Genomic DNA, 10,840 nt, shown 5'->3' on the forward strand with positions numbered 1-10,840 from the left:
ACATGGCGCGTGGAAAATCAGGCTTGTATGCCGCAAGCGGGCTTTGCCGTGTAGAATTCCGGGCCGGCCACCATCTTCCGGATTTCGGTCCGCCGGTCCTGCCAGCCTCAGAATTGCTCTCAAGATTCGACAAGCCGACTCCTTCATGACCCCACCGCATCTCTTGTTTGTCGTCACCGAGGACTGGTTCTTCTGCCTGCATCGCCTGTCGCTGGCTGTCGCGGCCAAACGGGCCGGTTTCGAGGTGAGTGTTGCCACCCGCGTCGCCGAACACGGCGCGGTCATCGAAGCCGCCGGGCTGCGGCTGATTCCGCTCCGTCTGTCGCGGCGCAGCAGGAATCCCGTCACCGAAATCCGGCTGATCGCCGATCTGGTGAAGCTGTACCGGCGCGAACGCCCCGACATCGTCCACCACGTTGCCATGAAACCGGTGATCTACGGCTCGCTTGCCGCCCGCCTGACGGGCCGGCGCGCCGCGGTCAATGCGCTGACCGGGCTCGGCTTCCTGTTCACTTCGGACCGCCTGAGCGCGAAGCTCCTGCGGCCGCTGGTGGAGACCGCGTTCCGGGGCCTGCTGAATGCGCCAATCTGCCGGACCATCGTGGAAAACCCCGACGACCTGCGCCAGCTCACGAATGACGGGGCCGTCGACGCCGAACGCATCCGCCTGATCCGGGGTTCGGGCGTCGACTTGGCGAAATTCACGCCGAGCCCGGAGCCGGAGGGGCCGCCGCTCGTGGTGCTGCCGGCGCGGATGCTGTGGGACAAGGGCGTCGGCGAATTCGTCGAAGCCGCCCGACGGCTGCGCGAGGAAGGGGTACAGGCCCGTTTCGCCCTGGTGGGGCAGCGCGACGCCGAGAACCCTTCGGCGATAGCGGAAGATCAATTGCGGGACTGGGAGCGTTCGGGCGTGGTCGAATATTGGGGTTTTCGGAGTGACATGCCGAAGGTGTTCGCGCAGTGCCACATCGTTTGCCTGCCGTCCTACCGGGAGGGGCTGCCGGTGTCCCTGCTCGAAGCCGCCGCCTGTACCCGAGCCATCGTCACCACCGACGTGCCCGGCTGCCGGGAGGCGGTCCGCCATGAGGAGAACGGGCTGCTGGTTCCGCGCGGCGATTCGGCGGCTCTCGCGGCCGCCCTGGGCCGCCTGATCGCCGATCCGGCCCTCCGCCACGCCATGGGCGCGCGTGGCAGGGCCCGGGCGGAAGACGAATTTTCCCTGGACGGCGTCGTGGCCCAGACGCTGTCCCTGTACCGCGAGATGCTGGCCCGATGAGAATTCTGGTCACCGGCGCCAACGGCTTCGTCGGACGCCAGCTTACAGCCCTGCTCGTCGAACAGGGGCATCGGGTTACCGCCGCGGTCAGGCGTGAAGGCGCGGCGCTGCCGGCAGGAATCGGCGAAATCCGTGCCATTGGCGACATCGGGCCGGACACCGATTGGAATCGCGTGCTCGACGGCATCGACGCGGTGATCCATCTCGCCGCCCGAGTCCATGTCATGCGCGAGACCGCCCCCGATTCCTTGGCCCGTTTCCGCCGGGTCAACGTACTCGGCACGCAGCACCTCGCCCGGGCCGCGGCACAGGCCGGCGCCGGTCATTTCGTCTATCTGAGTTCGGTCAAGGTCCACGGCGAAACCAGTCCGGAAGGTGCCCCTTTCACCGAGGCCATGGCCCCGGCGCCGGAAGACGCTTACGGGATCTCCAAATGGGAGGCCGAACAGGCTCTCGCCAAAATCGCGGCCGAAACCGGGCTGGGCGTGACGGTATTCCGGCCGCCGCTGGTCTATGGCCCCGGCGTCCGGGCCAATTTCGAGCGGCTGGTCGAAGCGGTGCGGCGGGGCATTCCGCTGCCCTTCGGCGCCGTGCAGAACCGCCGCAGTCTGGTCTACGTCGGCAACCTGGCCGACGCCGTCGCCACCAGCCTGTCGAGAGCCGAGGCCATCGGCCAGACCTTCCTGGTCAGCGATGGCCCGGCCGTCTCCACAGCGGAGCTGATCCGGAGCATCGCAGAAGCCTTGCAGTGCAAACCAAGGCTGGCAAGCATTCCGCCAGCCCTGCTGAAGCTGACCGGCGCCTTGACCGGCAAGGAGGCCGAGATCGGCCGGCTGCTCGGCGATCTCGCCGTCAATGATGCCCTGCTGCGCAACCGTCTCGGTTGGCGTCCACCCTACAGCCTGCGGGAGGGGCTTGCAGCAACCGTTCTGAAAACGCCTTGGCCCGAACGCCTGGGCGGAATGCATCGGATATAATCGCGACATGCCGGGAAAGCCCGGCGCCCCTTGTCCTCTCGCATGGAGACCACCATGGCTACCATCCAGCTTCAAGTTACGGGCATGAAATGCGGCGGCTGCGAAAGCACCGTCACCAAGACCCTCACCGCCCTCGCCGGCGTCACCTCGGTCAAGGCGTCCCACAAGGACAACCGGGTCGATGTCGAATACGATCCGGCCCAGGTCGACCCGGACGCCATCCGCAAAGCCATCGCTGGCCAGGGGTTCACGGTCGCCTGAGGCTTTCGCGTTCGACGGCGAAACATGCGCCGCGAATATTGATTTTCAAGGCGGGATGCCTTCCAATAGCCGGCCATCGCTGCCTCACAGCGGTGTCCCCGTCGAACATTTGTCCCGAGTGTTCGGTCCGCATCGGCTGCCTATGCATCAGAGCGACATTGAATCAGGGTAGGACCCCGCGCCATAAATCAAGAAGTCGGAAGGTGATTGAATGAAAACGCCGGTGCATGTCGCGGTAACGGGAGCCGCGGGGCAAATCGCATATTCCCTGCTGTTCCGGATCGCCGCGGGCGATCTGTTCGGGCCGCATCAGCCGGTGGTTCTCAAGCTGCTCGACATTCCCTCGGCCGAGCGCGTGCTGGAGGGCGTAGGCATGGAGCTCGACGATTGCGCCTCGCCCCTGCTTCACGGGATCGAGGTATCCAGCGATCCAAGCGATGTCTTCGACGGCGCCGAAGCCGTCTTCATGCTCGGCGCCACGCCTCGCGGTCCCGGCATGGAACGGCGGGACCTGCTGCAGGTGAATGCCGACATCTTTTCGGCCCAGGGCCGCGCTCTCGACGAGGCGGCCAGCCGCAGGGTCAGGATTCTGGTGGTGGGCAATCCGGCCAACACCAATGCCCTGATCGCCCAGCGCAACGCGCCGGGCCTCGCCCCCGAATGCTTTTCCGCCATGACCCGGCTGGACCACAACCGCGCCATCGGGCTGCTGGCCCGGCATTGCGGCTGCAACGTGGCGGACATCGCCCGGGTCGCCATCTGGGGAAACCACTCTCCCAGCCAGTATCCCGACCTCCATCACGCCCTGGTCAAGGGCAGGCCGGCGCTGGAACAGGTGGATCCGGCCTGGTATGTCGATGAATTCATCCCCACGGTGCAGCAGCGGGGCGCCTCGGTCATCGCGATCCGCGGGAAATCCAGCGCGGCATCGGCGGCCAACGCGGCGCTGGACCACATGCGGAGCTGGTTTCTGGGCACGCCCAAGGACGACTGGGTCAGCATGGCCGTCGCCAGTGACGGCAGCTATGGGATTGCCGAAGGTCTGATGTTCTCGTTCCCGGTCGCCGTCGAAAACGGCCGTTTCCGGATCGTGCAGGACTTGCCGCTCAATGCCTTCAGCCGCGAGCGGTTACGGCTCACCGAGGCGGAACTCCTGGAAGAGCGCGCCATGGTGAGCCACCTGATCTGAGCGGCGGACTTACGAAGCCTCCGCCACCCGCGCTTCCAAGTCAGCCCAGCGCCGGTAGCCGTCCTCCAGCGAAGACTGGACGGCTTCCAGCTCCTCCAGAGTCCGTTTGACTTCGCCGGCATCGCGGCGATAGAAATCCGGGGCGTTCACCAGGGCATTCAATTCCGTTTGGCGGCTTTCCCAGGCTTCGATCGCGCCCGGCAGGCTCTCCAGCTCCCGCAGCTCCTTGTAGCTGAGCTTGGCGCGCGAACCGGCCGGCTTCGGCGCCTCCGGCTTGGGCGCGACAGGCTGCGCCGGCGGTGACGTCCGCTCGCCGGCGGCGGGCCGCTGCGACAGCCAGTCGGAATAACCCCCGACGTATTCGGCGATGACGCCATCGCCTTCGAACACCCAGACGCTGGTCGCCACGTTGTCGACGAAGGCCCGGTCATGACTGACCAGGAGCACCGTGCCGTCGAACTCGCCCAGCAACTCCTCCAGCAGTTCCAGGGTTTCCAGGTCGAGGTCGTTGGTGGGCTCGTCCAGCACCAGGACGTTGCAGGGCTGGCTGAACAGACGCGCCAGCAGTACCCGGTTCTTCTCGCCGCCGGACAGGCTGCGCACCGGCGTGCGGGCGCGCTCCGGGGAAAACAGGAAATTGCCGAGATAGGACATGACGTGGATCTGCTGGCCATTCAGGCTGATCCACTCCTTGCCATCGCCCACCGCCTCGAGGATGGTCCGGTCGGGATCGAGCTGCGCGCGCAGCTGGTCGAAATAGGCGACTTTGAGATTGGTCCCGGTCTTGAGCCGTCCGGAATCGGGCTGCAGCTCGCCGAGCAGCAGCCGCAGCAGGGTCGACTTGCCGGCGCCATTGGGACCGATCAGCCCGACCCGGTCGCCGCGCAGCACCAAGGCGGAGAAATCCCGCACCACCGGCGCGCCGCCGCCGAAGGCGAGGGACAAGTGCTCGGCTTGGAACACCAGCTTGCCGGTGCGCTCGGCCTGCTCCAGCTCCAGCTTGGCGACGCCCTGCCGCGCCCTGCGCTCGGCGCGCTCGCTGCGCATCCGCTTCAGCGCCCGCACCCGACCCTCGTTGCGGGTCCGTCTGGCCTTGATGCCCTGACGGATCCAGGTTTCCTCGATCGCCAGCTTGCGGTCGAATTCGGCGTTACGCTTCTCCTCCTCCTCCAGCGAGGCCGCCTTCTTGGCCAGGTAATCCCGGTAGTCGCCGGGCCAGGAAGTGAGCCTGCCGCGGTCCAGGTCGACGATGCGGGTGGCGACCCGCTGCAGGAAGGCGCGGTCGTGGGTGATCAGCACGGCCGCCCCGGGGAACTGGAGCAACTGGTGTTCCAGCCAGACGATGGTTTCGAGGTCGAGGTGGTTGGTGGGCTCGTCCAAGAGCAGCAGATCCGGTTCGATGACCAGGGCGCGGGCCAGCGCAACCCGCCGCTGCCAGCCGCCGGACAAGCCCTGGACCGGTTTCTCCGCCGGCAGGTCGAGGCGGTCGAGCACCCGCTCCACCCGCTGCTGCAGGCGCCAGCCGTCGGCCGCTTCCAGCGCCTGCTGCAAGGTGCCGAGCCGGTCCAGGCAGGACATATCGCCGTCGGCGATCTTCTCGGACCAATGGTGATATTCGGCGATCTGCCGGCCGATTTCGCCCAGGCCGTGGGCCACGGCATCGTAGATCGTCGCCGAGGCCGGCAGCGCGGGCATCTGCTCCAGAAAACCGATGCGCAATGCCGGCTGATGCCAGACTTCGCCACCGTCGGGCGTCATCTGGCCCGCCAGGATCTTCAGCAGGGTCGACTTGCCCTCCCCGTTGCGGCCGATGATGCCGACCCGCTCGCCCGGATCGACCTGAAAGCTGGCGGATTCCAGCAAGGGCTTGGCACCGAAGGCGACACCGATTTCTGAAAGTCGAACGAGAGGCATGGCGGGGCGACGCGATTGCGCGGATGAGGAAAGACCCCATAGTATAACCGCCCGCCTCAACCCCAGGAGTTTTCCGCACAATGGCCGCCCCCGCCCGCCCCAGCGAAGACAACGGATTTCTTGCCCCCCACATCGCCGTGCTGCGCCGCAGCTTCCGCCACTTCACCGGCCGCGAGCTGGTGCCGGCGCGCATGACCGACCCGGAGGCCGGCCGTTACCTGTTCCGGGCCCCGCTGGCGCTGCTGTCGCACGACACCTCGCCGGATCCCATCTTCAATTACGCCAACGAGACGGCGATGGAACTGTTCGGCATGAGCTGGGAGGAAATCACCGCCCTGCCTTCGCGGCTCTCCGCCGAACCCGTCGACCGGGAGGCGAGGGACGCGCTGCTGGCCAAAGTAGCGGCCCAGGGCCATATCGATGACTACTCGGGAATCCGGATCAGCCGCCAGGGACGCAAGTTCCGGATCGAAAACGCCGTGGTGTGGAATCTGTTCGACGAGCTCGGCAGCCCCTGCGGACAGGCGGCGATGTTCGAGCACTGGCAGTGGCTCTGATCGCGACCTGATCCACCGGGCTCAGGTCATGACGCTGGGCTGGCTCATCCCCGTGCGCTGCCTGACCTGGCACAGCTCCTCGGCGATCGCGATCAAGTCCGCCAGCACCTGTTGGGTCGGCAGGTCATGCAGGTTCGGATCGCGCTCGTAGCGCTCCATATAGATGCGGAGGGTCGCGCCTTCCGTGCCGGTGCCGGAGAGACGGAAGACGATGCGGGACGAGTTGTCGAAGCCGATCCGGATGCCCTGGTGCTCGCTGACGCTGCCGTCGACCGGATCGACGTAGCGGAAATCGTCGGCCAGGGCGACCCGGTATTCGCCGAAACTGCGGCCCGGAAGCTCGGCCAGCAAGTCCTGCAGACGCGCCATGATCCCTTCGGCCGCAGACACCTCGATGCCCTCGTAGTCATGCCGCGAATAATAGTCACGCCCGAACCGCCGCCAGTGGTCCGCCACGATCGCGGCCACCGACTGCTTGCGCAAAGCCACCAGGTTCAGCCAGAACAGTACGGCCCACAGCCCGTCCTTTTCCCGGACATGGTCGGAACCCGTGCCGAAGCTCTCCTCGCCGCACAGCGTAATCTTGCGGGCATCGAGCAGGTTGCCGAAAAACTTCCAGCCGGTCGGCGTCTCGTAGCAGTCGATCCCCATCGCCGTGGCCACCCGGTCGACGGCACGACCCGTCGGCATCGACCGCGCCACCCCGCGCAAGCCGTCCTTGTAGCCCGGCACCAGATGGGCGTTGGCGGCAAGGATCGCCAGGCTGTCGCTCGGCGTCACGAAACAGTTGGCGCCCATGATCATGTTGCGGTCGCCGTCGCCGTCGGAAGCCGCCCCCAGGGTCGGCGGCCGGCCGCTGTACATGGCCGCCGCCAGCTCGTGGGCATGCACCAGGTTCGGATCGGGATGTCCACCGCCGAAGTCTTCCAGCGGCACGGCATTGACCACGGACCCCGGCGCCGCACTCAGGGCTTCTTCCAGAATGCGCTTGGCGTAAGGCCCGGTGATCGCATGCATGGCGTCGAACCGCAGCGTCAGGGCGCCCGAACGGAAACCCGAACGGATCAGCCCGAAATCGAACAGATGCTCCATCAGCTCGGCATAATCGGCCACCGGGTCGATGACCTCCACGTCCATCGCGCCGACCCGGGAACGGCCCAGGGTATCGATATCCAGATCGGGCGCGGCGAGGATGCGGTAGGCATCGATGCCCCGGCTGCGCTCGTAAACCCGGTTGGTGAAGCTCTCCGGCGCGGGTCCGCCATTGGCGACGTTGAACTTGATGCCGAAGTCCTCGTCCGGACCGCCGGGGTTGTGGCTGGCCGAGAGCACGAAGCCGCCGAGCGCCCCGTACTTCCGGATCACGCAGGAAGCCGCCGGCGTCGACAGCAACCCCCCCTGCCCCACCAGCACCCGACCCACCCCGTTGGCGGCGGCCATGCGCAGGATGACCTGGATCGCTTGGCGGTTAAAATAGCGGCCGTCGCCGCCTAGCACGAGGGTCGCGCCGTCCGCCGCATCGAGGGTGTCGAACACCGACTGCACGAAATTTTCGAGATAGTTTTCCTGGAGAAAAACCTTCACCTTCTTGCGCAAGCCCGAGGTGCCGGGTTTCTGGTCCTGATAAGGCGTCGTTTTGCGAATTTCCACTGACATCGTCTTGTCTTACCCCTGAATTCGGGAATCTGATTGTTGTTATTGCCGGGCCCAAAGCGTTCCGCGGAAGCTCGAGATACATTTCGATTTCTGGGCTTTTTCGATAGTATTTTACCGTTTGCTTCACTTAGGAGAACAGAAAAGGTGTTAAAGCGCTTTCACCCATCGATGCTTTTCCTGTTGTTGCCAATGGCCGCGAACGCGGCGCAGACCGGGAACTCCGAGCCGTGGCTGCTGGTGGAAACCAAGCCCCACGTCCTGAAAGTGATGCAGGGCGACACGCCGCTGGAAGTGTTCACCAAGATCGCCATCGGACAGCACGGCGCCGGTGTCGAAAAACGCCGCAACGACAACAAGACCCCGCTGGGCGAATACCGCATCGGCTGGATCAACGAGAACAGCAAGTTCCACCGATTCTTCGGCCTGACCTATCCGAATCCCGACATCGCCAAGCGCGGCTTCATCCGCGGCCTCATCGACGAACATCTGGTGCGCCACATCCTCCGCGCCCATCTGGTGGAAGCGACGCCGCCGCAAGACACCCCGCTGGGCGGACAGATCGGCATACACGGTGTCGGTGCCGGCAACCGGGCGGTGCATGAGATGTTCGACTGGACCCACGGCTGCATCGCCTTGACCAACGAGCAAATCGACCAGCTTACCCCCTGGGTCAGGAAAGGAACCCTCGTGGTCATCCGCTGATGCGATCAAAAGACCCGGAAATTCAAAAAACACTGGAAAGGCTTGCGATTTCGCGGCAAACTACGCCGCGGGATCACTCCCTCCGGAATGGATACTCGTGTAGTAAATTTCGTTCACCGCAAAAGAAGGAAAGCGACATGATGAAAGCAACCAAGTTCGCAGTGGTTCTGATGGCCGCCGGTCTGACCGTCGGGTGCGCTTCGAAGTCTGACATCACCAACCTGCAGACCCAGATTGACGGTCTGAAGGCTGAGCAGGCTTCCATCAAGAGCACGGCTGACGAGGCTCTTTCCGCTGCTCAGGCAGCTGAATCCAAGGCCGGTGCAGCAGAAGCCGCTGCTCGCCGCGCTGCAGCCGCAGCCGAAGAAACCAACAGCAAGCTGGACCGCATGTTCAAGAAGACGATGATGAAATAATCATCGATGTCCTGAAGACATACGATCGAATAAAACCCCGGCGGTATCTGCTGCCGGGGTTTTATTATGCCTGTAAAAATCGGCCGCCTTCCCGTCCGAGGACAGGCCCTAATCCTTCGCCGGGTTCCACTGCCGGGCCAATCCGAGATAGTCCTCCAGCGACAGTTCCTCCGCACGCACACCCGGATCGATTCCGGCGCGGTCTATCGCGGTTTCGTCCAGCACACCCTTGAGCGCGTTCCGCAGCGTTTTCCGGCGCTGGCCGAACGCAGCGGTGACAACGGCTCCCACCCTCCTGACCAGCTCGGGATCCGGGGGCGCGGCGTGCGGCACCAGGCGCACCACTGCCGATACGACCTTGGGCTGCGGGTAGAAACACTCCGGTCCCACATCGAACACATGCCGAGCCTCGCAATAGAGCGAGGCCATGACGCTCAAGCGTCCGTAACTTCCATCGCCAGGGCCGGCGCAAATGCGATCGACTACTTCTTTCTGCAGCATGAAATGCATGTCTTCGACCGCATCGAGCTGATCGAACAGACGGAACATCAGCGGGGTGGAGATGTTGTAGGGCAGATTGCCCACGACCCGGAGCCGGCCCTCCCGGGCGATGGTACGGAGGTCGAATTTCAGTGCATCGCCTTCGTGAATTCGCAACCGTTCTACGCCGGCAAACCGCTGCTTCAGCGCCGCGACCAGATCGCGGTCCAGCTCGACCACATCCAGGTGCGCCCCGGACTGCAGCAGCTCGCGGGTCAGCACCCCTTCACCGGGGCCGATTTCCAGCAGCCGGTCCGATGACTTGGGGCTGATGGCCGCGACGATCTCGCGGATCACGCCGGGATCGCGCAGGAAATTCTGGCCGAAGCGCTTGCGCGGAATGTGCGTCATGCCAGCGCTGCCGGCCGGATTTCGGCCATGTCCATCGCAATCTGGATCGCCTCTTCCAAACTGCCGGTGTCGATCCGGCCGGTGCCGGCCAGTGCCAGCGCCGTGCCGTGGTCCACCGACGTGCGGATGATGGGAAGCCCCAGGGTAATGTTCACCGCCCGGCCGAATCCTGCGTATTTCAGCACCGGAAGACCCTGGTCGTGATACATCGCCAGCACCGCGTCGGCATGCTCGAGATTGCGGGGAAGAAACAGGGTGTCGGCCGGCAGCGGACCGGTCAGGTCCATACCCTCCTGCCGCAGCCGCGCAAGCACGGGTTCGATCACGGTGATCTCCTCTCTTCCCAGATGCCCGCCCTCGCCGGCATGCGGATTGAGCCCGCAGACCAGGATGCGCGGCCTGGGGAGGCCGAAGCGGCGGACCAGATCGTCGTGGAGGACCCGCAGCGTCCGCAGAAGTCGTTCCTCGGTGATGGCCCGGCTCACCTCGGCCAGGGGCAGATGGGTGGTGGCCAGGGCGACCCTCAGACCCTTGGTCGCCAACATCATCACCGGCCAGCCGCCCGTGATCTCCGCGATGAACTCGGTGTGGCCGGTGAAGGCGATGCCGGCATCGTTGATGACGGATTTCTGCACCGGGGCCGTCACCAGGGCATCATAATGCCCCGCCAGACAGGCGCGCGCGCCTTCGGAGATGGTTTCTAGCACATAGGCGGCATGGGCAGGATCGAGCTTTCCCGGCGCCGCTCCTGGCCGCTGGCGGGTCGGCAGGACGTGCAGCACGCCCCGTTCATGCGGAGGCACGGCATCGCCGGACGCGACCGGGCGCAGTTCGATTGGAACGCGCAGCAAGCGTGCCCGGCTTTCCAACAGATCGGGATCACCCAGCACCGTGATGCTGCAGGGAGCGGACCGCCGCGCCAGCAGCACGCACAGATCCGGGCCGATTCCGGCCGGCTCTCCGCTGGTCAGCAGCAAACGGGGATGGACGGGAAACATCCG

The 10,840-nt window shown here is 65.3% G+C and carries 11 protein-coding genes; 7 read left to right on the forward strand and 4 right to left on the reverse strand.

Going from position 1 to position 10,840, the window contains the following annotated elements:
- Positions 1–145 precede the first annotated feature (145 nt).
- The 4 genes from GNH96_RS15165 (at position 146) to GNH96_RS15180 (ending at position 3,703) form a co-directional block, all read left to right on the forward strand.
- Positions 146–1,276 carry a glycosyltransferase family 4 protein gene (locus GNH96_RS15165; protein WP_169604404.1) on the forward strand — a complete coding sequence of 377 codons (1,131 nt, stop codon included), beginning with the start codon at positions 146–148 and terminating at the stop codon, positions 1,274–1,276.
- A complete protein-coding gene (locus GNH96_RS15170) occupies positions 1,273–2,253 on the forward strand; it encodes a UDP-glucose 4-epimerase family protein (protein ID WP_169604405.1) in 981 nt (326 codons plus the stop codon). The genes GNH96_RS15165 and GNH96_RS15170 overlap by 4 nt, the downstream gene beginning before the upstream one ends.
- A 54-nt stretch (positions 2,254–2,307) precedes the next feature.
- Positions 2,308–2,514, forward strand: coding sequence for a heavy-metal-associated domain-containing protein (locus GNH96_RS15175; protein ID WP_169604406.1), 207 nt, complete (start codon positions 2,308–2,310; stop codon positions 2,512–2,514).
- A gap of 211 nt (positions 2,515–2,725) precedes the next feature.
- Positions 2,726–3,703 (forward strand): malate dehydrogenase, encoded by a 978-nt coding sequence (locus tag GNH96_RS15180; protein WP_169604407.1) that lies wholly within the window; start codon positions 2,726–2,728, stop codon positions 3,701–3,703.
- Between the two features lie 9 nt (positions 3,704–3,712).
- Here GNH96_RS15180 and GNH96_RS15185 read toward each other — a convergent pair whose 3' ends face one another.
- Complete coding sequence (locus GNH96_RS15185; RefSeq protein WP_169604408.1) at positions 3,713–5,617, reverse strand: ATP-binding cassette domain-containing protein; 1,905 nt, start codon at positions 5,615–5,617, stop codon at positions 3,713–3,715.
- 80 nt (positions 5,618–5,697) lie between these two features.
- On the opposite strand from GNH96_RS15185, the gene GNH96_RS15190 reads away from it, so the two are divergent.
- A complete protein-coding gene (locus GNH96_RS15190; RefSeq protein WP_169604409.1) occupies positions 5,698–6,174 on the forward strand; it encodes an MEKHLA domain-containing protein in 477 nt (158 codons plus the stop codon).
- A 21-nt stretch (positions 6,175–6,195) separates the two neighbouring features.
- On the opposite strand, the gene GNH96_RS15195 is transcribed toward GNH96_RS15190, so the two are convergent.
- Positions 6,196–7,830: an alpha-D-glucose phosphate-specific phosphoglucomutase gene (locus GNH96_RS15195; RefSeq protein ID WP_169604410.1), complete on the reverse strand. Its 1,635-nt coding sequence runs from the start codon at positions 7,828–7,830 to the stop codon at positions 6,196–6,198.
- A 189-nt stretch (positions 7,831–8,019) separates the two neighbouring features.
- Between GNH96_RS15195 and GNH96_RS15200 the strand changes: the two genes are divergently transcribed.
- Both GNH96_RS15200 and GNH96_RS15205 read left to right on the forward strand, forming a co-directional pair.
- The gene (locus GNH96_RS15200) at positions 8,020–8,532 is read left to right on the forward strand and encodes a L,D-transpeptidase family protein (protein ID WP_228719907.1); all 513 of its coding nucleotides are present in this window, start codon (positions 8,020–8,022) and stop codon (positions 8,530–8,532) included.
- Between the two features lie 137 nt (positions 8,533–8,669).
- Positions 8,670–8,948 (forward strand): Lpp/OprI family alanine-zipper lipoprotein, encoded by a 279-nt coding sequence (locus GNH96_RS15205; RefSeq protein ID WP_169604411.1) that lies wholly within the window; start codon positions 8,670–8,672, stop codon positions 8,946–8,948.
- 108 nt (positions 8,949–9,056) lie between these two features.
- On the opposite strand, the gene rsmA is transcribed toward GNH96_RS15205, so the two are convergent.
- Both rsmA and pdxA read right to left on the reverse strand, forming a co-directional pair.
- On the reverse strand, positions 9,057–9,839 hold the full coding sequence (rsmA, locus tag GNH96_RS15210; protein WP_169604412.1) for a 16S rRNA (adenine(1518)-N(6)/adenine(1519)-N(6))-dimethyltransferase RsmA: 783 nt from the start codon (positions 9,837–9,839) through the stop codon (positions 9,057–9,059).
- The gene (gene pdxA, locus GNH96_RS15215; RefSeq protein ID WP_169604413.1) at positions 9,836–10,837 is read right to left on the reverse strand and encodes a 4-hydroxythreonine-4-phosphate dehydrogenase PdxA; all 1,002 of its coding nucleotides are present in this window, start codon (positions 10,835–10,837) and stop codon (positions 9,836–9,838) included. The genes rsmA and pdxA overlap by 4 nt, the downstream gene beginning before the upstream one ends.
- Between the last annotated feature and the right edge of the window lie 3 nt (positions 10,838–10,840).

Source organism: Methylococcus geothermalis (assembly GCF_012769535.1).
Taxonomy (GTDB): Bacteria; Pseudomonadota; Gammaproteobacteria; order Methylococcales; family Methylococcaceae; genus Methylococcus; species Methylococcus geothermalis.

What these genes read in the sequence shown, in the direction of transcription:
- GNH96_RS15185 (WP_169604408.1), bottom strand. Translation starts at nt 5,617, where the DNA reads ATGCCTCTCGTTCGACTTTCAGAAATCGGTGTCGCCTTCGGTGCCAAG.
- GNH96_RS15205 (WP_169604411.1), top strand. Translation starts at nt 8,670, where the DNA reads ATGATGAAAGCAACCAAGTTCGCAGTGGTTCTGATGGCCGCCGGTCTG.
- GNH96_RS15165 (WP_169604404.1), top strand. Translation starts at nt 146, where the DNA reads ATGACCCCACCGCATCTCTTGTTTGTCGTCACCGAGGACTGGTTCTTC.
- pdxA (WP_169604413.1), bottom strand. Translation starts at nt 10,837, where the DNA reads ATGTTTCCCGTCCATCCCCGTTTGCTGCTGACCAGCGGAGAGCCGGCC.
- GNH96_RS15175 (WP_169604406.1), top strand. Translation starts at nt 2,308, where the DNA reads ATGGCTACCATCCAGCTTCAAGTTACGGGCATGAAATGCGGCGGCTGC.
- GNH96_RS15170 (WP_169604405.1), top strand. Translation starts at nt 1,273, where the DNA reads ATGAGAATTCTGGTCACCGGCGCCAACGGCTTCGTCGGACGCCAGCTT.
- GNH96_RS15190 (WP_169604409.1), top strand. Translation starts at nt 5,698, where the DNA reads ATGGCCGCCCCCGCCCGCCCCAGCGAAGACAACGGATTTCTTGCCCCC.
- GNH96_RS15195 (WP_169604410.1), bottom strand. Translation starts at nt 7,830, where the DNA reads ATGTCAGTGGAAATTCGCAAAACGACGCCTTATCAGGACCAGAAACCC.
- rsmA (WP_169604412.1), bottom strand. Translation starts at nt 9,839, where the DNA reads ATGACGCACATTCCGCGCAAGCGCTTCGGCCAGAATTTCCTGCGCGAT.
- GNH96_RS15200 (WP_228719907.1), top strand. Translation starts at nt 8,020, where the DNA reads ATGGCCGCGAACGCGGCGCAGACCGGGAACTCCGAGCCGTGGCTGCTG.
- GNH96_RS15180 (WP_169604407.1), top strand. Translation starts at nt 2,726, where the DNA reads ATGAAAACGCCGGTGCATGTCGCGGTAACGGGAGCCGCGGGGCAAATC.